Source organism: Rhodococcus oxybenzonivorans (assembly GCF_003130705.1).
GTDB classification, from domain to species: Bacteria; Actinomycetota; Actinomycetes; order Mycobacteriales; family Mycobacteriaceae; genus Rhodococcus_F; species Rhodococcus_F oxybenzonivorans.
This window is the reverse complement of record NZ_CP021354.1, coordinates 1,866,703-1,889,548: the sequence shown is the minus strand read 5'-3', so window position 1 is coordinate 1,889,548 and position 22,846 is coordinate 1,866,703. Positions and strand designations below refer to the sequence as shown.

16 protein-coding genes are annotated in these 22,846 nt (G+C 68.0%); 7 read left to right on the top strand and 9 right to left on the bottom strand.

Features of this window, described 5'->3' with window-relative positions; translation table 11 throughout:
* Positions 1-32 precede the first annotated feature (32 nt).
* Positions 33-482, top strand: coding sequence for a flavodoxin domain-containing protein (locus CBI38_RS09085; RefSeq protein ID WP_109328239.1), 450 nt, complete (start codon positions 33-35; stop codon positions 480-482).
* A 5-nt stretch (positions 483-487) separates the two neighbouring features.
* Here the strand turns inward: CBI38_RS09085 and CBI38_RS09080 are convergent, their stop codons facing one another.
* Genes CBI38_RS09080 through CBI38_RS09070 form a run of 3 tightly spaced genes read right to left on the bottom strand, consistent with a single transcriptional unit; the run spans position 488 to position 3,421 of the window.
* Complete coding sequence (locus CBI38_RS09080) at positions 488-1,351, bottom strand: PaaX family transcriptional regulator (protein ID WP_109328237.1); 864 nt, start codon at positions 1,349-1,351, stop codon at positions 488-490.
* Positions 1,335-2,570 carry a kynureninase gene (locus CBI38_RS09075; RefSeq protein ID WP_109328235.1) on the bottom strand — a complete coding sequence of 412 codons (1,236 nt, stop codon included), beginning with the start codon at positions 2,568-2,570 and terminating at the stop codon, positions 1,335-1,337. The genes CBI38_RS09080 and CBI38_RS09075 overlap by 17 nt, the downstream gene beginning before the upstream one ends.
* Positions 2,567-3,421 carry a tryptophan 2,3-dioxygenase gene (locus CBI38_RS09070; protein ID WP_109328233.1) on the bottom strand — a complete coding sequence of 285 codons (855 nt, stop codon included), beginning with the start codon at positions 3,419-3,421 and terminating at the stop codon, positions 2,567-2,569. Before CBI38_RS09070 ends, CBI38_RS09075 begins: the two co-directional genes overlap by 4 nt.
* A 105-nt stretch (positions 3,422-3,526) precedes the next feature.
* Between CBI38_RS09070 and CBI38_RS09065 the strand changes: the two genes are divergently transcribed.
* The 4 genes from CBI38_RS09065 (at position 3,527) to CBI38_RS09050 (ending at position 6,617) form a co-directional block, all read left to right on the top strand.
* Positions 3,527-4,615 (top strand): alpha/beta hydrolase family protein, encoded by a 1,089-nt coding sequence (locus tag CBI38_RS09065; protein WP_109328231.1) that lies wholly within the window; start codon positions 3,527-3,529, stop codon positions 4,613-4,615.
* A 276-nt stretch (positions 4,616-4,891) separates the two neighbouring features.
* Complete coding sequence (locus CBI38_RS09060) at positions 4,892-5,281, top strand: excalibur calcium-binding domain-containing protein (protein WP_109328229.1); 390 nt, start codon at positions 4,892-4,894, stop codon at positions 5,279-5,281.
* Positions 5,282-5,517: 236 nt separating this feature from the next.
* Positions 5,518-5,997, top strand: coding sequence for a pentapeptide repeat-containing protein (locus CBI38_RS09055; protein WP_109328227.1), 480 nt, complete (start codon positions 5,518-5,520; stop codon positions 5,995-5,997).
* 131 nt (positions 5,998-6,128) lie between these two features.
* Positions 6,129-6,617 carry a DUF4188 domain-containing protein gene (locus CBI38_RS09050; RefSeq protein ID WP_109328225.1) on the top strand — a complete coding sequence of 163 codons (489 nt, stop codon included), beginning with the start codon at positions 6,129-6,131 and terminating at the stop codon, positions 6,615-6,617.
* A gap of 41 nt (positions 6,618-6,658) precedes the next feature.
* Here the strand turns inward: CBI38_RS09050 and recD are convergent, their stop codons facing one another.
* Genes recD through recC form a run of 3 tightly spaced genes read right to left on the bottom strand, consistent with a single transcriptional unit; the run spans position 6,659 to position 15,104 of the window.
* On the bottom strand, positions 6,659-8,527 hold the full coding sequence (gene recD, locus CBI38_RS09045) for an exodeoxyribonuclease V subunit alpha (protein ID WP_109328223.1): 1,869 nt from the start codon (positions 8,525-8,527) through the stop codon (positions 6,659-6,661).
* The gene (locus CBI38_RS09040; protein WP_109334951.1) at positions 8,524-11,847 is read right to left on the bottom strand and encodes a UvrD-helicase domain-containing protein; all 3,324 of its coding nucleotides are present in this window, start codon (positions 11,845-11,847) and stop codon (positions 8,524-8,526) included. Before CBI38_RS09040 ends, recD begins: the two co-directional genes overlap by 4 nt.
* Entirely contained in the window at positions 11,844-15,104 is a 3,261-nt protein-coding gene (gene recC, locus CBI38_RS09035) for an exodeoxyribonuclease V subunit gamma (RefSeq protein WP_109328221.1), read from the bottom strand. The genes CBI38_RS09040 and recC overlap by 4 nt, the downstream gene beginning before the upstream one ends.
* A 172-nt stretch (positions 15,105-15,276) precedes the next feature.
* On the opposite strand from recC, the gene CBI38_RS09030 reads away from it, so the two are divergent.
* Entirely contained in the window at positions 15,277-16,191 is a 915-nt protein-coding gene (locus tag CBI38_RS09030; RefSeq protein WP_109328219.1) for an MSMEG_6728 family protein, read from the top strand.
* Here CBI38_RS09030 and CBI38_RS09025 read toward each other — a convergent pair.
* Positions 16,166-17,263, bottom strand: coding sequence for a GIY-YIG nuclease family protein (locus CBI38_RS09025; protein ID WP_109328217.1), 1,098 nt, complete (start codon positions 17,261-17,263; stop codon positions 16,166-16,168). The genes CBI38_RS09030 and CBI38_RS09025 overlap by 26 nt on opposite strands.
* A gap of 218 nt (positions 17,264-17,481) precedes the next feature.
* Here CBI38_RS09025 and CBI38_RS09020 point away from each other — a divergent pair, with 218 nt between their 5' ends.
* Positions 17,482-17,985 (top strand): WKL family lipoprotein, encoded by a 504-nt coding sequence (locus CBI38_RS09020; RefSeq protein WP_109328216.1) that lies wholly within the window; start codon positions 17,482-17,484, stop codon positions 17,983-17,985.
* Positions 17,986-17,995: 10 nt separating this feature from the next.
* Here CBI38_RS09020 and CBI38_RS09015 read toward each other — a convergent pair whose 3' ends face one another.
* Together CBI38_RS09015 and CBI38_RS40925 are read right to left on the bottom strand one after the other, a co-directional pair.
* Positions 17,996-18,286, bottom strand: a complete 291-nt coding sequence (locus CBI38_RS09015; RefSeq protein WP_109328214.1) for a hypothetical protein — start codon at positions 18,284-18,286, stop codon at positions 17,996-17,998.
* A gap of 11 nt (positions 18,287-18,297) precedes the next feature.
* Positions 18,298-22,842: a cation-translocating P-type ATPase gene (locus CBI38_RS40925; RefSeq protein ID WP_109328212.1), complete on the bottom strand. Its 4,545-nt coding sequence runs from the start codon at positions 22,840-22,842 to the stop codon at positions 18,298-18,300.
* Positions 22,843-22,846: the final 4 nt, after the last annotated feature.

Genomic DNA, 22,846 nt, shown 5'->3' with positions numbered 1-22,846 from the left:
GCCGCACCGACTTACGAGGAGAAGCAAGAACCATGGCAGTGGTGATTCTGTACGGTAGCGAGGGCGGTACCGCCGAACTGGTTGCCGATCATCTCGCCGACGTGCTCGGCGCCTACGACGACACGTCCCTGTACGACATGATGGAGTACGACGCCGGTGATCTCGACCCGGAGAACTTCCACGTCATCGTGTGCTCCACCTACGGTGAGGGTGAATTGCCCACCGGCGCTGAACCTTTCTTCGAGGGACTCGACGAGGACGAACCGGACCTGAACGGATTGCGCTTCGCGCTCTTCGGCCTCGGCGACAAGGTCTACGAAGACACCTACAACCGGGGCGGCGAAATACTCGCCGAAAAGCTCGTCTCCCTCGGCGCCGTCCAGGTGGGCGAACACGGCCGGCACGACGGCTCGAGCAGCATCCGCCCCAAGGACCAGGCCGAGGAATGGGCCAAGATCATCGGTGAGGAATTTCTGGCATAGCCCCCTCACGCCGGGAGTCGGGACTGGATGCTGCGCACCCACTCTCGGCTTCCGGTGAGGTAGCGGTCCCGCGCCGACGCGAACAGGCGAACACTGTCGGAGCCGGGCCAGTCGTCAGGCAACATTTCGGCAGGCAGTCCCGGGTCGATGTACGGGATGATCCGCCATTCGTCGAGCAGCGGAACGAACCGAACGAAGGCCTCGCGCGGTGAAACCTGCTCTGTCGTCGACAGAGCGGCGCGGTGATGGGTCAGGAAGTCCCGGTGGCGAGCAGCAATGCCGTCGAGATCCCACCACCTCGCTGCCGCATCCGCTTTCGAGTCGGGCACAAACATCGACGTCGAAACAAAGGTGGTCACATACGCGGACAGGCCCAGCGCGTCGACGATGTCCCCCACCTCCTCCGCGAGATATTCGGGGGCAATCCACAGACCCGGTGACACCGTTCCGCACCCGATCCACCCGAGCCGCCTGCGCAACTGGTGTCGCGCTGCCCGTTGCGTTTCGGGAATGGTGAACGAGATCAGACGCCAGGGGTCGCCTTCCGCCATCTGACGGAAGCCGAAGATCCGCGGATCGCCGCGGCTGAACATCGCCTCCGCCTGCTCGGTCACCTCGTACCCGTTCCGCCCGTCGCAGACGCGGGCCCGCAGCACCCCCTTCTTCTTCAAGCGAGTCACTGCGATGCGCGTCGATTCGGACGGGAGGCCCACGGCCTGCATCAATCCGACGAAGTCGGCGATCGCCACCCACCCGCCGAGGTCGCGCACGTACGCGCCGAGGACGGTTCGGATCAGCGACGTTGCGCTGCCGGGTCGCGAATCGAAGTCGTCGAGGATCGCGCTTGCCGGTTCAGGCGGTGAGTTCATCACGGATCGCCAGTACTCCGGCGCACACCTCGGAGAAGCTCGTGCTCAGAGGGCTGAGGCCCAGACGCAACCCGTGGGGGGCACGAAAGTCGGGGAAGACCCCCTTACGCCACAGCGTCTCGATGACGGCCTCGAATCGCGGGTGATCGATGATCACGTGACCACCCCGCTCAGCAGAATCCTGCGGTGATCCGATCTCCACGCCCAGCGGAAACAGCAACGTTCGCACGAGCTCGAGCGCGTACTCCGTCAGTGCCACCGACTTGGCCCGGATGGCCGCCATACCGACCTCGTCGATCAGTGCGAGAGTGTCCTGCATCGCGAGCATGCCGAGGACCGACGGCGTTCCGCTGATCACCCGACGGATGCCGGGAGCCGGTTCGTAGCCCTGGGCCATCGCGAACGGGTTGTTGCGACCCATCCAACCCCAGATCGGCTGCACGAATTTCCCCTGGTGCTCGGCTCGGACGTACGCGAACGCGGGTGACCCGGGCCCGCCGTTGAGGTACTTGTAGGTGCACCCGACCGCCAGATCCACACCCCAGCTGTCGAGCTCGAGTGGGACCGACCCCACCGAGTGACACAGGTCGAGCAGCAGTAGTGCGCCCGCCTCACGAGTCACGCGTGCGGCCCCGGCGGCGTCCACCAGGTAACCCGAGCGGTATGCGACATGACTGAGAACGACGAGCGCCGTGCGTTCCGATACGACGGATTTCAGGTCGTCGAGGCTGACGCCACCGCGCCGATCCGACTCGATCCACCGCAACGTGAGGCCGAGTTCTCCGGCAATGGACTCCAGCACGTACCGGTCCGTCGGGAAGTTGTCGCGGTCCACGACGATCTCGGTGCGCCCCGGCCGCAACGCGAGGGCGCCGCGGGCAAGCTTGTACAACAGGACGGTCGTCGAATCACCGATGGTCGTCTGCCCACGGGCCGCTCCGAGCGCAACCCGCGCGAGGGTGTCGCCGATGGTGATAGGGAGTTCGAACCACTCCTCGTCCCAGCCGCGAATCAGCCGGCCACCCCACGCCCCGGTGACGAAGGAGTTGATCCGCTCGGCACTCGCCCGAGTGGGCCGTCCGAGCGAGTTGCCGTCGAGGTACGCCACCACCGCAGGATCATCGGCGCCGATGAACAGGTCACGGTAGGAACGCAGCGGGTCCGCAGCGTCGAGGTGCTCGGCGCGGACGGTCAGCACACCGGTAGACGTGGTCATCATCGTCCGATCTCGGTGCGCACGGCCAGCAGTTCCGGGAAGAATGTCAACTCCAGTGCCTTCTGCAGAAATCCCACCCCGCTCGATCCTCCGGTCCCGGATTTCATGCCGATGGTGCGCAGCACCGTGCGCATGTGCCGAAAGCGCCACAGTTGGAAGTTCTCTTCGAGATCGACGAACTCCTCGAACGCCTCATAGACGGCCCAGTGGTCGTCGTGGTTCTCGTAGACGAACTTGATCAGGGGCATCAAATCCTCGTTGAGTGTGTAGGCGGCGGTCACATCACGGTTCAGCGCGGATGCCGGCACGTCGTACCCCAGCCGCGACAGGCACTGCCAGAACGCGTCGTAGAGACTGGGCTCGGCGAGGAGCCGCCCCAGCAGATCGTGGGCGGCAGGATCCGCTTCGAACACCTTCAGCATTCCCGCGTTCTTGTTGCCGAGCACGAACTCGACGGCGCGGTACTGGTACGACTGGAACCCGGACGAATTGCCGAGGAACTGGCGGAACTCGGAGTACTCCGTGGGCGTCAGCGTGGCGAGGACCGACCACTGTTCGGTCAGCGTCTTCTGGATGTGCTTCACGCGCGCCACACACTTGAGCGCCTTACCGATGTCGTCGTCGTCGAAAGAGGCGCGCGCCGCGAGGGTTTCGTGGAGGACGAGCTTCAGCCAGAGTTCGGTGGTCTGGTGCTGGATGATGAACAGCAGTTCGTCGTGGTGCTCCGGGCGGCTCACCGGCTTCTGCGCGCTCAACAGGGTGTCGAGGTCCAGATACGAGCCATAGCTCATGCGCTCACTGAAGTCGGTGATGATGTCTTTCTCGATGGCTCTGGTGTTGGCCTGCACGCCCATGACTGTCCTCACTGCTGGTGTTCGAGTACCGGGCCCTCGCCCTTCATATTACATATTCGTGGCGGCCGCTAGGCAGCTGTCATTATCGGAAAGTACGGTGGATCCGTGAATGCACCCAGCCGCCGAGTCGATGTCGTGTTCGCCCCCGGGGTCGTGGCACACCGCGGAACCGTGGAAGAGCTCCTACACCGGGCACTGAGCGCCCGCGGGCTGACCGGCGAATTGACGTTCACCACGGACAGCGCCGAGCTGGAGCGGGCCACGCTTTCGGCGGCGGGGCGAGACGAGTTCATCGTCGTGCCCGGTATCGGGAAATCCTTCACACCCGCGAAAGGCGGCGTGATCCGCGTCGACTTCGGTGACTGCGACGCCGATCGCTCGGCGGGCGTCCGCGCCCACATTCGCGGCAGGGGACTCGACGGCCTGCGGTACGCCGTCGACAGCTGGTACCACCACCACTTCCATCCCGGGACGATGGTCCGGTACGGAAGCCACCCGGATCAACGCGCCGAACTCCGAATCCCGGACGGAAACGGCCCCTTCCCCGCCGTCGCACTCATCCACGGCGGGTTCTGGCGCACACGGTGGGAGTTCGACCTGATGGATGCCCTCGCGGTCGATCTGACCGCCCGCGGGTATGTCACGTGGAACGTCGAGTATCGACGGAACGCCGAACATCGCTGGGCGGACATGTCGTCCGATGTCGCCGCCGCCGTTGCGGCCGTATCGACTCTTCCGGGTGTGGGCCCGGGCCGCCTCGTCGTACTCGGCCACTCGGCCGGTGCTCAGCTCGCGCTTCGTGCCGCCGCCGATGCGCCAGCAGTTCCCCTCGCGCTCGCCGTCAGCCTCGCCGGTGTGCTCAACCTGCGACTTGCCGACGATCGCCACCTCAGCGAAGGCGCCGTGGCGATGGCCGTCGGCAATCACTGGTCCGAGGACCGCGAGACGTACGAGGCGTCGTCGCCGATCGACCGACTCCCCCTCGGCATCCCGCAGGTGGTCGCCTGCGCCCTCCAGGACGAACCGGACATACTGGAAATGAGCAGGGAGTACTCCGCGGCCGCCGCGGCGACCACCGATGACGTCGCCATGATCGAGGGGCCGGGCGATCACTTCGCCGTCATCGATCCGACAAGCCGGATCTGGCACACCATCGTCGAGGCGATCGACGCACGGATGCTCCCCGGCGCGTAGAAGCCCGCGTCCGCACAGTCGATCCCCGGCACCGCACCCATACACGCACCCCTTCTGCGCCCACGCACCCCTTTTCGGGCCCTGGAACGGGTGCGTCTGACGAAAAGAAGTGCGCGAGTCACTCGGCACGGATGTCATTCACTCGACCGACAACGAACCTCCCTGACCTACACCGGGTTTCACGCTCCGCTATGCCGTGGCTAACATCCGACAGTGCGGTTCGCCTATTCGGCCCCGCGTCCTGTCGCAGCCCACCCCTATGAACGAGGAAACGCCATGAATGCACGACGTGCAGCTCTCACCATCTTCGGATCTGCGGCCATTGCCCTGGCAGCTACGCCGACCGCGCAGGCGTCCACGGTTTTCGACTTCCTGCCGCCGGAGATCGCCGCACTGATCCCGAGCGGTTCGGCCGACGCCGTGAACCCGCTTCTGCCGCCCGCACCCGCCGCCCCGGTAGCACCGGCACCCGCACCACAGGTGGCGCCGGCCCCGCAGGCCGCCCCCGCGCCCCAGCTGGCTCCCGCACCGCCTGCGCCCGCGCCGAGGACTGGGTACAAGAACTGCACCGAGGCCCGCAACGCCGGCGTGACGCCGATCTACCGCGGCCAGGACGGCTACGCGCCGCACCTCGACCGGGACAACGACGGAATCGCCTGCGAGTAGTCGCTTTCCCCGGCACCGCACCCATACACGCACCCCTTCTGCGCCCACGCACCCCTTTTCGGGCCCTGGAACGGGTGCGTCTACCGAGAAGGGGTGCGTCTGTGTCTCACAACGCCTCGCAGCCTCACAACACCTCGCACGACGAACCGGTGTCGCGATTCCTCGTGCGGGGCAGTGCGCTCCGCACTATGTTCGGCGGTGACGGTTGAGGTTCATCGGTGAGGGGGCGGTCCGGCATGAGCAGGACGTATTTCGGAACTGTGGCGGTGGCGGTGGCCGCTGGTGTCGCGCTCACCTGCGGTGTGGGCGCTGCCTCCGCAGACACCCAGATCAACGGCTGCACGATCGTGGCCGACCCGACACCCGAGCATCACACGACCTGCCCCGGCGCCGATCTGAGCAGGGCGAATCTCGCGGGCATGAATCTGAGTTTCGCCGACCTGTCGGGCGCAAACCTGACGTTCGCCAATCTCGCCGGCACAAACTTCACCGCAGCGAACCTGTCCTACGCAAATCTGAGCGACGCCAACCTCACTGACACGAATTTCACGGACTCGCAGCGCAACGCCATGGTCCTGTACCGCACCGGCATCGACATCTTCGGCCGAATCGTCGGTGACCTCGACATCACGACCGACCCGAATTGGTCCACCGACGCCCACGAGCGCGCGCTCGCCTCCGTCGTCCCGGTTACGCCTCCCGCTCCGTCCCCGTAGTCCCCAACCCGATCCACGACCGGGCTGCGCACTGCGCATCCCGGCAACTCGCATGCCCCCACCCCTTGACATTGGATATCTGCACTATCCATTATTGGATAGTGCAGATATCCAACCTCGGGAGGCATCCGATGTCGACGATCGAATCAGGCCGTTCCACCCACCATTACGACGGTGAGCTGGTGCTCTTCCTGATCGGGATGACCATCAACCGACCGTGGCGCCCGGATTTGTGGCTGCCCGCCTTCCTCGCCATGCCGAGGATGTTGCGTGAACTGTCGCAGGACCCCGACTCGGGTTTGCTGGGTTACCGGCTGGTGATCGAGGGGCGCGGACCCACCTTGATCCAGTACTGGAGTTCGGCTGACAAGCTGTACGCCTACGCGAGCAACCCCGCCGCCCGACACCGGCCCGCCTGGGCGGCCTTCAATCGACGGGCCCGCCGGGCGCCGGGAGCAGTGGGGGTGTGGCACGAAACCTATTCGATCGATCGCGCGGAGTCGATCTATGTCGGCGCTCCGGCGCTCGGGCTGGCGCGGTTCACCGCCCGCGTGCCCGTCACACCGGCAGGCAATCGGGCCCGCAATCGACTTGCCAGCACACCGTCCGCCCGCACCTAGCGGTGAGGACACAGCCATGGTCACCTCTCGGCAAAGCCGGTCTACCGGAAGGTCCGCCGCAGCCCACTCGCCCGCAGCACCCGGCGTTGCACACCCGCCCGCACCGCCTCCTCTGTCCCGATGATCCGCACGTGCCGACGGGCCCGCGTGATCGCCGTATACAGCAGTTCCCGGGTCAGCAACGAGGACTCCGCTCCCGGTAGCACCACGGACACCGTGTCGTACTGACTGCCCTGACTGCGGTGAATCGTCATGGCGTAGACGGTCTGCACCGCCGACAGGTGCGTGGGATGCAACAGAAAGGGTTCGTTGCCGCGCGCGAAGGCGGCAACGAGTTCGTCGTCGGCGCGTCGCACGATCACCCCGGTGTCACCGTTGTAGATGCGCGTCTCGTGATCGTTGGCCGTGACCAGAAGCGGCTGACCGGGGTACCAGCGGTCCGGGTCCAGCCGCTGCCCTGAGGCCTCACCGATCCACTCCATGGCCTGCCGCGCCCACCATGCGACACCGTACGGACCCTCCCGGTGCGCACAGAGCAGGCGATGCGCCTCCGAAAGCTGCAGTGCCGCCGAGGCGTCGCTGCCCGACGCGGCCTCGGTGACACCCGCTGCAGTGTCGACCACGTCCTTCCGCAGCGCCCCGAGATCATCGATGTCGTGGAACGACACCTCGGGTGCGTCGCTGCGCAGTAACTCCATCACGCGGTCCTCGTCCGCGTCTCGCACCGCGACAGCGAGTTGGGCGATGCCACCGCCGAAGCGGCGGCCCCGGCTGAGCCGCACGACTCCCCCGCGCAGCCGATCCCGTTCCGCCGCACTCAGCGCGGCCTCGTCCGGGTCGTCCGCCGCATCCAGGTCACTCCCGACCAGACGTGCGAGTAGCGGATTCTCCTTCCCCGACATGGGTCGAGCCACCAGGTCGGCCAGCACCGCGCCCGCGTCGACGGACGTCAACTGGTCGGGATCGCCGACGAGCACGAGTTGTGTGTCGGGACGAAGCGCCTCGAGGAGCCGGCACATCATGGTCAACGACACCATCGAGGTCTCGTCCACCACGATCACGTCGTAGGGCACATGATTGTCGGCGTTGTAGCGGAATCGGCTGCCCCGTCCGCGTTGCCAGCCCAGCATGCGGTGCAGCGTCATCGCTGTCAGATCGGGTGGCAAGCCCAGCTCGCCCGCCTGATCCCGCACCGATTCCTGCAACCGAGCCGCCGCCTTGCCCGTGGGTGCGGCGAGGGCGATGCGTCGTGGTCGGTCGGTCTGCATCGACAGCAGGGCCAGCACGCGGGCCACGGTGTGCGTTTTTCCGGTACCCGGTCCTCCCACGATCACCGAGGTCCGGTGGGTCGCGGCGACAGCGGCTGCGATCCGTTGCCGATCCGGCGGGGCCGAGGAGCCGGCCGGATCGTTCTGATCGCGGAACAGAGTGTCCAACCCGCGGCGTAGTGATGCTTCGTCGACGACGGGGTGCCCGGAAGCGCGCTGGTCGAGGACGCGACGGATCGTCTCCTCCTGCCGGAAATACCGGTCGAGGTAGAGCAATTCGCCTTCAGCGGTATCGACCAGCCGCAGCGGTCGCAGCGGTCCGGCCGGTCCACCGACGACGAGCGGACTGCGGCGCAGCGCCTCGATGACCGTGGAGTCGTCCGGCCACGGCAGATCGTCCAGGTCGACCTCGGACTCCTCGTCGACCGTCACTTCCCGGAGCCGAGTCAGATCGAGGCACACCGAGCCGGCCCGCACTGCCCGGACCGCGAGGGCGGTGGCCAGGTAGACGTCCGGCGACGTCTCCCCGGCGAGAGCGGACAACCGCAGCGCCACATGGACATCCGCAGCCGCGAGCACTCCTGCCTCGTTGAAGATTCGCAGCACACCCTTGCCGCGCTGGGCTACCCGGACGTCGGTCATGGCGTCGCCTCGATCCCGGACAACAGGTCGGACAGTTCGGTCACCAGCGCGGCTGGGGGCGTCCAGTCGAAGACCCCGCATCCCGGGGGCGTGTCGGGCCCGACCATTCCGCGCACGAACAGATATTGCACGCCGGCGAGATGTAGGGCCGGGTCGTAGCCGGGCTGACGCCACCGCAAATAGCGATGCAGCGCAACAGAATACAGCAGCGCCTGAAGCGGATAGTGCGACCGGATCATCTCCGTGGCCATCCGCTCCCGCGTGTAATGGGCGGTGGTCAACTCACCCTGCGCCAGTCGATTCGTCTTGTAGTCGACGACGATGTAGCGAGGGCCGGGCAGCCGTATCACGGCATCGATACTGCCGGTGAGGTATCCACGCAACGGCGTGGGTTCCAGAGTGGTCACGGCATCCGCGTACGGCCACAGCGGATCGTCGGCGGCAAGGTGGGTGCGCAACAGTCTGCCGACGCCGTCGAGCATCACCGTGAGCGAGGGTGTGTCTCCGCCGGCGAGTGGAAGCTCGAATTCGAGTTCCGCGAGCAGGTCTGCGGGCGCAAGCTCCGCGAGCGTCCGTGCCGCCGCGGATCCGAGGGGTGTGTGCAGTACGGGCAGCAGGGCGGCAGCGAGCCGCGCCGGATCGATCTCCGACATGGTCGACGCGATCACCTCGGTGCAACAGCGCACGAGTTCGGATTCGAGGTCGGAGGCGGTGGTGTCGACGACTTCGAACACGGCGTGGACGAGGGTTCCGAATGTCGCGCCGCCGGGGAGGTCGTTCATCGTCGAGGCGAGACCGGTGCCCCCGTCTTCCGGCGCGTGCAGCGGCGGCTCGTCTGGTTCGTCCGCCTTGACGTCGACCTCCGCTTCGCTGCCCACTGCCGGGCTTTCGTGCGCGGACGCAGTCAACGCCGAGTACGAGGTTCGCCGCCACCGAGTGTCGAGAAGGCGCTGGAACCGGGCGGCCTCGAGGTCACCACCCGACTCTTTGAGCGGTGACCACTGCGCGGGTGGCACCGCTTCGGAACCGACGGGCTCGACGTGCACCGTGTCGGGACCGCCGGCACCCCAGGCCGACAACCGATCGGCGACGACCGGGTCTTCCGGAACGTTCGCTTTCTGTGGCACGTCGCGCTGTCCCGGCGCGCGGCCGAGGATCATCCGGTGCAGGGGCGCACCCGCAGTCGAGAACGCGGGCGCCCACCACAGCACAAGACCGCACATCGCCCGGGTGAGCGCAACGTACAGCAGGCGAAGCTCCTCGCCCGCTTCTTCCGCGTCGTGCCTGCTTTTACGTTCCGCATAGCCCGGACTGTTCGGGCCTCCGACGTCGAGGATGCGCCGCCCGTTGTCGTCGTGCAGCAGCAGCTTATTCGGTTTCGGATTCTTCGCAGCATCCCACGCGTAAGGCAGGTAGACGAGCGGAAACTCGAGACCCTTGCTGGCATGGACGGTCGCGATCTGCACTGCCGCGGCATCGCTGTCCAGGCGTCGGCTGCGGTCGACGCCGCCGGACGACGGGTCCTTCATCCGTTCGGTGAGCCATCGGGTGATTGCGGTGAGGCCGAGGGACTGCTCCACGGCGGCACCGTTGAGTAACTGCGCCACATGGCGGAGATCGGTGAGGGCGCGCTCTCCGGCGGAGACTGCCAGTAACCGGGCCTCGAGCCGTCTGATCGCCGCGAGACGTTCGAAGAGGGCCGCGAAACCGGACAGCGCGAACACCGAGGCGAGTTCACGCAGCAACCCACCGACTTCGGCAACGATGTCGTCACCTCGGGCATCGAGTTCCTCCGCGGTGTGTCCGAGCAAGGGGGTGAGGGCGGCGAGCCGGACCCGATCGGAACGGTGTGGTTGCTCGAGTGCCTGCAGAACCCACAGCCAGTGCTGCGCAGCGGGTGTGGTGAACACACTGGCTCCGCCTGCGAGGACCGACGGGACCCCGGCGCGGTCGAGGGCATCGTGCACCAGGGTGATCTGCGCGTTGGTCCGCACCAGAACGGCGATGTCGCCCGGCTGAACCGCCCGGGACACGCCGCCGATGTCGAGTGTGACGCCGCCGTCGAGGGTGCGGACGATGTCTGCTGCGAGGTCGGCGGCCACCCGGTTGCGCAGCGGACCGACGGCGGGGTAGCCCGATTTGTTGATCGCACCCGCGCCGGTGCGAGGCAGGTAACGCAGACGCAGCGGTGCCGCCCCGGTGAGCCGCGACTTCGGTCGAGCGCCGTCCACCCGGTGCACCACGATGTCGGGATGGCCGAGGGCGGCTCCTCCGTGGAGGTACTCCAGTGCGTCGAGCAGTTCCTGATCGCTGCGCCAGTTGGTGACCAGTTCCTCGTGGCTGTCGGCCGACTGGACTGCGTCGAGGTAGCTGAGTACCTCGGCCCCCCGGAACGCGTAGATCGCCTGCTTCGGATCACCGACGAGCACCAACGTTCCCGCGCGGTGCCGCGAAGCCTGACCGCCCCCGTGAAAGGTTCTGCCGAGGATGTCCCATTGCAGCGGATCGGTGTCCTGAAACTCGTCGACGAGGACGACGTCGTACCGGTCCCGCACTCGCCGGCAGGCGGCCTCACCGTGTTCGGGATGGGTGAGTACGCGATGGAGGAGAGCTGGCAGATCGTCGAAGTCACGCAGTCCCACAGCGCGTTTGCGACATTCCACCTCGCCGCGTACCGCCTCGGCGAACGCAACCCGTTCGCCTGCGGGGGTGCCGCGCGCGTCTTCCGGTGCGAGCACGGCCTGGGGATCGAAGATGGCGGCCCGTGCGGCGGCGGTGGCTTCCGCCGGGGTGAACGGTGCGGACTCGGCACGGCTGTAGGCGCTGAGGTAGAGGTCGTCGATCACCTCGGTGACGAGGTCGTCGGCGGCCTCGACGAGCACCGCGTCGGGGTCCCGTTCACCGGCGATGCCGAGGCCGTCGAGCATGCGCTGGCAGAAGCTGTGGGTGGTGACGATGGTGGCCGCATCGAAGTCGGACAGAGCCTGGAGAAGTCGTCGACGTCGCAGTGCCACCTCCTCGGGGTCGGCGTCGGCCAGGTGCCGGATGACCTGATCCTCGCCGCGGAGGGCCTGCCGAGGATCGGCCAATTCTGTTGCCACACTGCGAAAGCGTTCCCGGGTGCGCTCGCGCAGTTCCTGGGTCGCCGCGCGGCTGAAGGTGACCAGCAGGAGTCGCGAGAGGTCGATTCCACCTTCCGCGACGAAGCGGGCGGCGAGTCCCACGATCGCGTAGGTCTTCCCCGTCCCAGCGCTGGCCTCGAGCACGGTGGTGCCCGACGGCAACGGTCCGAGCAGATCGAACCCCCGGGTGTCGGTCATGGCTGCGCCAGCGTCTCGGCCGCCAGCAGCGGCGCCCACAGTCTCCGGGCGTAGTCGTCGAACACCACCGAATCACCGAGAACGTTGATACTCGGCGAGGGCCCGTGAACATAAACGATGTGACGGTCTTTGGCATCCCCGAAGTCGCTGCTCCATTCCCGCCGCGCCGCCTCGATCGCATCCTCGACGCTGCTTCCGCCGTACCGCCGTTCCGCATAGGCCGCCGAGGCGCCGGTCGCGATCGGCAGCGGCGCATGCAACCCGAGGTCGCGGAGTTCGACGAGGCGAGTGAGCTGCTCGAGGGCGTCGGGCGGAGCGGTCAACGTGGAACGCCACGCGGGTCTGCTGTACGCGCCGCGGCCCGTGGTGACGGCGGACCATGCGTCGCCCTTGCCCGACGCCGCGACTGCCAGCAGTTGCGCCCACGCGGCGAGGCGATGTTTCGGACCGAGCCGTGAATAGGTGGTGTTCGCGATCACCGAACCGTGGACGCCGCCGACAGTCCCGGTGAGACGCCGGCCGGAGCCGAGGTCGACGTCCACATCCACGGTCTGCGCGCGGCCCACATGGACGGGTGCGCTGACGGCGACGAGCGCCTCGACACCGTGTTCGATGGCCCCGAGCACCGACTCCCCCAGCTTGAACGGCGGCAGTGTGCCGCGGCGCCACTCGGCGGCGCGGAAATCGGCCGGCTCGGTTCCGGCGAGCCGCGCGACGAGCATCCGTTGTCCGAGATCCCACCGCGCGAGGGGGTCGGGCGCGATATCGAGTGCGTCGGCGATGTCCTCATCCACCTCGGGAATGCGCAGACCCAGCCGTTGCCGGAGGAACGCCTGCGTGGGATGTACGAGGAAGGCGATGAGGTCTGCCAGGTCGACGTCTTCGGGCGGCGGCGCAGGCAGCGGGTCCGGAAGGAAAGCCGGATTCGGCACGGAGGGAGATCGAGCCGCCCGAGCCCCGGCAAGTGCCACACGATCGAAGCTGAACGGATGCTCGGGCTCGAAGTTGCGCGCATCGAACGGCTGCAGGGGGTGACGGGTGATCACCTGGCTCAACGCGTCGCCGCCGAGCGTGACGGCCACCGTGTCGAGTAACTCGGACAACGGGATCGCCGGCGGCCGCACCATACCGGTGACCGGGTCGGCGCCCGTGTAGAAGAGCAACAGTTTCTCACCGGCGGACATCACCGCGTCGAGGAGGAGTTGACGATCCTCGCTGCGCGGATCACGTTCGCCGAGCAGAGGATTGCGGGCGAGAGCGTTGTCGCCGTCCACGCCGGCCGCGCGGGGAAAAACCTCGTCGTCGAGCCCGAGGAGAACGACGACACGGTGCGGGACGGACCGCATCGGCACCATCGTGCACACCGTCAGTTCGCCGGTGCGGAAGTTGGCCCGCGTGGGACGTCCCGCCAGCCTGCCGGCGAGCATGGCGCGCACGTCCGACAGCCGCAGCACCATCTCTCCCCCGTGTTCCATCGCGGCGCCCAACTCGCGCCGCGCCTGCGCCGACTGCCAGGCGTCTGCCGCACCCACTTCCACGAGGAGGTCCAGAGCCCTTGTCAGCGCCCGCGACCACTCCGCCACCGATTGTCGCCCACCGAGTCCTCGCAGGGCGACGTCGAGGCGATCGACGAACTCGGCCAGCCTGCCGGTGAGGTCGATGTCGTTGCTGTCGACGTCATCGAGGGGCAGGGCCAGCGCGAGCCATTCGCTGTCCGACTCGTCGGCAGCGGCGCCCAGCAGAATCCGATCGAGTGCCGTCGTGAAGGTATTCTGCGGGAAGTCACCGAGGCCGTAGGCCGTGCGCTGACGTGGCCCGATACCCCACCGCGCACCGGTAGTGGTGGCCCATTCCCGGATACGTTCGAGATCGTCGTCGTCGAAACGAAACTTCTTGCGCACCGGAACCGCGGCGGCGAGATCGAGTACCTGACTGGCGGTGACGCGGGAATCGGCCAGCCCCAACAGCGTCGCGACCACCGCGAGCACCGGATTGGTCTGGTGCAGAGCACGATCGGCGAGTCGTACCCGCAGCCGGTGTCCGGGATGCCCGAGCACGTCCTGGCCGAATGCGGCACGAATCAGCGGTGCGTAGGACTCGACGTCGGGGCACATGACCACGACATCGCGCGGTTCGAGCGTGGGGTCGTCCTGGAACAGGTGGAGGAGGCACTCACGCAGGACCTCGACCTGGCGGGCCGGCCCGTGACAGGCGTGCACCTGCACGGAGTCGTCGGGATCGATCCCGGCATGCACCGGTGTCCGATCGTCCCGGATGTCGGTTTGCAGGCGACCCAGTAGCGTCTGCGGACCCGGTGGCGCGTCGTGGTGGACGTCGTCGAGGTCGAGGCGCACAAGGCGCGCTTCGAGTTCGCGGACGTCACGGGCCAGGCTCGAGAGGAGCGGGTGACGGACGGCGAGCGCACTCTGGTCGTCGGCGCGGGCAGTCACCTCTTGCGTTGTCGTCAGAGTTGCCCACATGGCCGGACTCGGGTGCGGCAGCCACAGGTGTACGTCGCGGTGCGCGGCCAGTGCAGAAAGCACTGCAATCTGGTCGGTGGCGAGGCGGGTGGGCCCGAACAGCGAGAGGCGTTGCGGGAGATCCACGAGCCCGGGCTCGTCCCGCAGCCGGGAACAGGCCGAGTCGAGCCGTTCCGCGGGGCCCGGGGTGCCGACGCGTGTCCGTAGTCGACGCCACAGTTCGGCCTGCCACACGAGATCCTCGTCGAGCGCCCCACCGGTTCCGTCGATGTCGTGGCCACCCGCCCAGCCGACGAGCATTGCCGGCCGCTGGGCGGCATAACTCCGGAACAGTTCCACCAGGTGCGACGCCGTGGCGTACCGGCGACCCGGCCGGTGATCGTCTCGACCTTGCGCCGACAGGCCGGACCCGAGGTGTTTCGAGAGGACAGCGCACCAGGGTTCGCCGAGGCAACCGTCGACGACGTCGAGCAGCACCCACAGCAGTCGGGCGGGATTCCACGGATCATCCTCGGCGGACAGGCCGGTGGCCGCGGCGAGTGCGTCGTCGACCAGCCGTGTCGGGGACGGGAAGTCGATGTTCGCGGCCACACCGTCGCCGTAGTCCGCTCGCGCGCCCAGCACCGCCGAGAGCCGTTGCGTCAGCCAGCGCTCCACACCCTTCGCGGGAACCGCGATCACCTCGCGGGCGAACGGATCGGCAAGTGGAGTGGCGAGGACATCGCCCAGCGCGGCGGCGAGGGTGGTTGAACGCTCGGCACGATGCAGTACGAACACGTCACCACCCTCCTTCGCTCCCCACTCCGGTGTCGGGTCAGACTTACCACAGAGCACCGACTTACGTTGCGAAGCTCAGGCCGATATACGTTCCGGCGCACGCAACCCTCGCCTGTGGGAGTCTGGTTCGAGAGGGGCCCCGACGGCGCCGCGGCCCCGGAAAGGTTCGCGGATGCAGACGTTCGTGCCCGACTCCGGTTTCGTGCGCAGTGCGAAGTTGCTCGACGACCGGCGCCTCGGAAAGCAGCGCGTCGAGACCTTCCAGATCCTGCGGGCCCTCGTCTGGCCGTCGTACGGCTGGAAAAATCATCCCGCGACGGCGATGTGGCGAGGTTTCACCCCCGCCCTGGTCGCCTATGGCGTCGCCATGTGCGGCGAGTGGGCCGCGCGAGGTCACACCGAGGCGCTCGCGCCGCAGCTCCTCGAGTACAGCGGTGGTCGCACCGACACCTTCGCCCACCTACGCGACCACGGATTGCTACCCCCTTGGCTCGGCAGAGCCGACGTGCACGCCAGCCATCGACGGGTCCTCGCCGAGAAGGCGCCGGACGCGTATCCCCCGCAGTGGCGCGGTGACGGCGGGTACGTGTGGCCGACCCCGGTGTACCCACGGTGGCCGCTCCGCACCGCCGACCCGGCCGAGGCGCTGACGCCGGTACAGGCCGAAACCCTTGTCGAGGGCGCGGACAACTGGGATGTGCTGCGGCTGCTGCACCGCGGCGAATCCGTGTCGACCGAGACCGCCACGCCCTCGACGATCGTGGCGGCCAGCCTGGTACGTCCCGGCCTGACCGCGGTGATTCTGGACGCCGACCCGGTTCCGGACGACGAGGAACCGACTCCGGCCGCGATTCAGGAGGTGGCGAAAGCGCCGACCCCGTCCATCGCCCGTCAGCCGACCCCCGAAGACCGGGAGGCGATGGAAGCCGAGGCAGCCGACCCGCACCGACTACGGTTCTTCCGCCGGGGTCAGCCGATTCCCGAGCCCGATGGGTACGGACTGGTGATCACGGTGTCGGACACAACCCCGGCAGAGCTGCAACGAGTACCCACTCTGGCGGTCAACGGCCGGGGCGAGCCTGGGTGAGGTGCGGCACCCATCCGTGTGACGGCCACTTCTTCAGATTGACCTGTGCGGGCACGATCCGCTTGTTCACGAACTGCGCCTCGAGGTCGGGGTCGAGGTCACCGGTGAACTTCCACAACTGCGCGTCACCCGGCCGAGCGACTCCGGACCACGATTTCGCCCGGTAGGCGGCGCGAACGATGTTGTCGGCGAACACGATCACCGGAATGTTCTCGCTGTTGCGGACGGCGGCACCGGCCGCCCACGGTCCACGGGCGCGCTCGTAGATGTCGTCCGGCGTCACTCCGCGTTCGGCGGCGCGCGGCACTTCGAGAAGCACGCAGGGAGTCGGCAGGTTTGGCACGGGCTCAGCCGCGTACTGCAACACCAGGTCGTCGACGGGTACGGCGCGGTGCTCGCCGGCACCAGCCGCGAGGTTGGTGAGTACGGACCCCTCCAGCAGGCCCAGAGCCCCGATCAGTCCATCACTGATGGCTTCGGCGACGTCACCGGTTGCGTTCAGTCGATGTGCCACGATGTAGTGCTCCACCTCGTGGCCGGAGTCGTAGATTTCCCGGATGCGGGCGATCGTGGCCGCTGTCACCTCGGGGGCGTCCTTCTCGGAGTCTTCGAGCGTCTTCCTGTGCTCGTCCACCGCCAACGCCTCCCACACGTAGCCGTAGACCCGGGTACCCCGGCCCTTCCCGACGTAGAAGACCGACCGGTTCCGTGGGTCGAGGAGTGCGTAGACGTAGGATCCGAGCTCGTCGCCCACCCTTTTCGGGAACGGTTCCGGGGCACGGCGGGTCTGATAGACCTCACGAAGGATCAGACGCAGTGCCGCCAGCTTCAGGGCAACCGGCACCCCACCGTCGATTCCGTCGAAGAGCGCGGTGGCCGCACCCTGCACCGAAGAATAGGTGTGCCCGATGTTCCGTTGCAGCGACTTCGTGACGTCGGAGAACTGAGCGAACCGCACGAGCGGGTCGGGGGATGCGTTGTCCAGGTCGTTGGACGCGAGAAAGGCCTGGACCTCGGCGGAGTCGAGCCAGCGAGAAGTGATGTCGATCGGGATCGTCCAGACGGTAGCCATGTTCCCACCGTAAGGGAAAAGGGCGGTGAACAATGCCGTCGGCGCTTTGCTGCCCGCGCGTCTACGAAGCCCTGCGGCGACGAGGAGATGCTCGGCGCGCGGGAATAGTGGCAAAACTCTGAGAAATCGGTTGCTTCGACGGCGAAGGGGCCGCCGAACCCCCACACTCGATAGTGAGACCGTCCCGCATCGGGAGCCCACAGCGAAGGGGTAAGCGAGTGTCGCTTCGAAGAATGACGGTGGCCGCAATGGCGATCGCCACAGCGCTGACCATGTCCGCGTGCGGATCGGACGATCCCGCCCCGCCGAACAGAACCACCACGGCATCGGCAACGTCGACCGCCGAAACATCGCCCCCACTCGAACTGCCCACAGCGGCGGAGCTCAACGAGTTGATGGAGCGGGGACTCGATCCTGCAACTCCCGTCGAGGAGAAGGTCGCGATGGTGGAAGGCTCCGAGCAGGATCCGAATCTGTTCGCTCAGGTAGCCGCGGCCGCGCAGCAGGCCGGAGCGCAGGTACAGGTTCTGGACCCCGTGATCGACAACGGTGACGGGAGCGCGAGCGCTCAGCTGCAGCTCACCATCAACGGACAGGTTCAGCAGAACAACCTTCCCGCGATTTTCGTGCCGGGGCCGAACGGGACGTGGCGCCTGTCGAAGGCGACGGCGTGCTCGATCGTGGCCATCGCACAGCTCACCTCACCGGCGTGCCCTGCCTGATTGTGTGCGCTCACACCGCTTCCAGGACCTCCCCGATCTCCTGAACAGCTCTGTTGTGCTGATCGGCGATCAGGATGTGCCCGGCCGCGATGGTCAGCGCAACCGGCCATTCGATGATTTCGACGGCCGCGAGGAGCCCGATCGCGGTGAAGAACGCCAACTGTTCGGGACGTGGGACGGGTACACGTCCGAGTACCGGTAACTGGACGGTGAAGCCGGACGCCTCCCGCACCCGCGCGACCGCGTCCCGGTGTGCGTCGCGGCTCGGTGTTTCTTCGGCCCTCGGTGTGTTGTCGGCCATAGTTCGCCTCCCTAGTCCGTGCTGTTCACCTGCCGGTCACGTTGGTCGAGGACTGTGACCGCTGTGTTGATTTCTGCAGCCCGGACCGCTGTCGGCGTCGTCTCCGCCCCCGGCGACTTCTGGACCGGCGCGGTGACACGCGCGCTCACTCCCCCGTTGCATGAGGTATACGCCGTGTTGGTGAGGGCGGGCGTACTCGACATCGTCGACTGATCTCCCGCCAGCTTCGCCAGGACTCCCGGTGCGAATGCGGCGGCTGCGGTGGCGGCAGCCGCCGACCCCAGCGCCTGCGTCCACCCCACCGGACCGAGGGGTGTGCATCCGAGTAGCTGGCTGACGCCTGGCGTGCTCACCAGCACCGTCAGGGCGGCGAGTGAACCACCTGCTGTGAGCACCACTAATGGGCTGCGGGAGTCGATGAGCGTCTGCCCGAGCTGCGTTCCGACCAATGCCACCAGTCCTACGGTGGAGGCGCGGCGCTGCCTGCCCGTCAGACTCGCCATCGTCCACGCCGTCGTCGCACCCATCGCAGTCGCGGCACCACGGATCGCAACTGTGCGCCACAAGGCTGCGCTGTCGGGTCCGCGGCCTTCTCCTCGCGCGTCCTCGTTGGGCGGACTTACCGCGAGCGCCGCCGCAGGCAAAGCATCCGTGAGGACATTCACCAGGAGCAGCTGACGCGCGGTTAGCGGCGACTTACCCGCAGTCGCGCTCCCGATCAGTGCAAACGCCACCTCACCGGCATTACCCCCGAGGAGGACGGACACCCCCGCCTGAACGCGCCGCCACAGTTGCCGCCCTTCGTCCAGGGCGTCGAGCAGTGCGTCCACCCGGCCGTCGAGGAGGACCACATCGGCCGCACTGCGGGCCGGATCGCTGCCGCGGGAACTGACACCGATACCCACGCTGGCCGCGCGGATGGCCGCCGCATCATTGGCACCGTCCCCGACCATGGCGCACACGCGTCCGGCGCGCTCGAGAGTCTGCACCACCTGCACCTTGTTCTCCGGAGTCATCCGCGCGAACACGAGGCACTTCTCGACGGCCTCCTCCTGCCCACGATGCGACAGGGTGTCCCAGTCGGAGCCGCTGATCACCTGCTCGGACGACACGGTCAATCCCAGTTCCTGCGCGATGGCGGTGGCAGTGACGGGATGGTCACCGGTGAGCAGCCGCACCCCGACCTGCTGGCGTTCCAGCTCCGGCAGCAGCCCCGCAGCCTCCGGACGCGGTGTGTCCGCGATCCCCAGAAATCCGACGAGTTCGAGCCCACTGCTGCAGAGTTTCTCGAACACCGCACCGTCGTCGGCAGCGCGCCGGGCCTGGAACGCGGTGACGGTGCGCCGCGCGACGGCGATCACCCGAAGCCCGTCGCCGGCCATCGCGAGGACCCGGGAACCCACTTCGTCGTCGTCGATATCGGGGCATGCGGCCAGAACCGTCTCCGGTGCACCCTTCAGACACAGGTGTGTGCCGGACAGTGCCGCCGAATAGGGTCGTCCCGATCGAAACGGGAGGTAGGACCACTGCGCCTCGTCGCCGCAGTCGAGCTGCTGAGCGGCCTCCGCGATGGCGACGTCGGTGGCATGGTCCGCGGGACGTCCGTCGGGCGTCACGGCACTACGCGCAGCGCACATCAGCAACTCGTCGTGGTCGACGGCTGGCTCGGGCACGACTCTGATGACACGAAGCCGGTTCTCGCTCAGCGTCCCCGTCTTGTCGAAGCACACGACGTCGACGCGGCCGAGCGCCTCCACCGAGCGCGGCGCTCGCACAAGCGCATTCGACTTGGTCAACCGGCGCGCCGCCGCCTGCTGCGCGAGAGTGGCGACCAACGGCAGCCCCTCGGGCACCGCCGCGACCGCGACCGCGACGCCGCTGGTGACCGCCTGACGCAGTCCCGTTCCGCGGAGGAAGCCGACCGCGGTGACGAGGGCCCCGCCCCCGACGCTGACCGGCAGCACCCGGTCGGTGAGGCTGCGCAGCTGAGCCTGCAAGCCGACGTGCGATGCACCGGTGGGACTGATCGCCCCGGCACGTCCCGCCTCCGTCGCCTCCCCCACGGCAGTGACGATCGCGGTGGCCGTTCCGGTGAGAACGGTGCTACCGCCGAACACCATGCAGGAGCGCTCGCTCAGCGGTGCACCGGGTGTCGGCGACGTCTGTTTCGCCACCGGCAGCGACTCCCCGGTGAGCGAGGATTCGTCGACCTCGACACCGGACACCTCGATCAACCGGCCGTCCGCGGGAACGACCTCTCCCGGACCGATCTCGATCACGTCACCGATCCGCAACCGCGAGGCCTCGACGCGCTCACTGACGCGCTCCTCCGGGGATCCGCTCACCCGATGTGCGGGCGGATCACCCGCAGCGAGGAGCCGGCTCAGCAGTCGTTCCGCATGCAGTCGCTGCACGGCCGACAGTGCCGCGTTCCCGGTCAGCACGGATCCCACGAGCACAGCGTCGATCGGCGAACCCAGCAGAGCGCTCGCCGCCGAACCGGTCGCGAGAATGGGTGTCAGCGGATCCGACAGTTCGGTGCGCATCGCGCGGCCGAAGTCCCAGGCGAGCCCCACCGGCCAGGCCGCGAGACTGCTACCCCATTCGAGCGGTGCCAGCGCCCAGTCGAGCGCACGGGGGCGCGCACCGATGTCGCCGTCGCCTTCCTGCGCAGGAAGGAGTCGCCGCACCTCCTCGACAGGCATCTCGTGCCAGGCATGCACGGGGGCCGATGGCGGAACGGACGCCTTGATCACGCGCCGCGCCAGCGAGTGTCCCGTCCACAGGCCGGCCGCCGCACCGGCCGTGATCGGCCCCGGGCCCCGGCCACGCACACCGGGAAGCATCAGGAGTGCGCCGAGTACCGATGCCGCGGTGGCGATCTCGACGCCGCGCCGGCTCGCGGCCCGTGCGTCGGGCAGTGCTCGGAGAATTCGCCACACCCCGGCGAGATCGTCGACGAGCACGTCCGCCGGCCACGGCGGGGCCGTACCGTCCACCAAGACTCCGATGCCGACATCAGCGGACGCCAGCGCGCTGGGCGCTCCCGCCGCCACCACCGCAACAGTCGCGCCCTCGGCCTGCAGATGAACGACCGCGTCGCGAAGATCGCGGTCGGGTGAACCGCGGAACTCGCCCGCTCCACTGCTGGGATGGAGATCGTCGAATGCTGAACGGAGACTCCCGAGCGACTCCGTGTCCACGGAGACCACCGCGACTCCGGAGGTGCGTGCCTGCGCGAGCACCGCGGCCGCGAGCGGGTGGTGGGCCGGTGTGACGAACACGGCAGCGTCCTCGTGCTCGCCTGCAGCGCCGAGTTCACCCGGCAGGTCGGCCAGCAGGTGCCAGCCGGGCCCGAACTCTTCGCGGTCGACGGCCGATCGCGCGGCTTCCCAGACTCTGGTGCGATCGGCGTCGCGCACTCCGCGGATGCGACTGACACGCAGCTCCGCCGTCTGCAGAATCGACGGATCCATCACGACCGTGTCTACCCGGTCGAGGCACCGGAGCGCGCCGGGGCGCAACGTCAGCGCGCCGTGGCGGTCCGCCAGGCCACGTCCCAACGTGGCCGCGAATGTCTCGCGGGCGGTGCGGGTCGCCTTGGGGGCGGCGACCAGCACGGCGTCCCCTGCCCCGGCGGCACTGCGTGTCGCGGCACCGACGGTTGCCGCGCCGACCAGCTGCGCAACAGCCGCTCGGTCGGCATGCCGTTCGACGGGACCGGACGTGCGGTCGGGTGGTTGCTGATGAGGGGCGGTGTGGTCCGCAGCGCTCCGCGCCAGCTGGGGCTCACGGCGGTACCAGGCCTGCCGGGCGGACCACGCTTCGGCGGTCAGCGCCGACCGCAAGCCCACGTCCACCGCCAGGGACGACGGCGCCTGCCGAATGACATCGCTGAGTGCTTGAGCGGTGGCCAAGACGAGTTCTGCCGCATCCGGCCCCAACCGGTCTTCGACGATCTTTCGCAGTCGCGGCTGATAATTCACGGCCGTGACCACCGTGGTCAGCGCCGAACCGGGCACCTGAGGAAGACGCAGGGCGCGGCCCGCGACGGCCACCGCGAGGCCGGTGGTGACAGCCGCCAGAGCGAGGCAGCTCTCGGCGAGCGTCACATCGTCGCCCGGCAGTTCCGACGGATGGTCGCGATCGTCGCCGGTTCGCGTCCGGTTCTCGGCGGTGGACACGATGGCGCTCAGCTCCTCGACCGACGGGCCACCCTCGCCGTGGGACACGATCAGCCGTGACAACGGGCGGTTGAGCTGCACGCTTTGAACCCCGGTAGTGGTGCGGACAGCGTCGAGTACCTCGGCGGCCACGTCGTCGCCGCGGGGACTGTCGAGTCCACGAACCTCTATCCAAACCCGGCCACGCCCGGCACTGGTGCGGCGTGCCGGTGTTCCGCCCACAGCCTCGGCGGCGATCGACGTCGCGACCCGAGCGGTGGTCGTCATCAGATCGGCCGCGACGGCGCCGCTGTGCGTCACGACACCCACCCCGAAACCGACGCTGCGTACCGGTACGGACGCGGCGGCGGCGAGATATCGACGTAAACCCACGTCG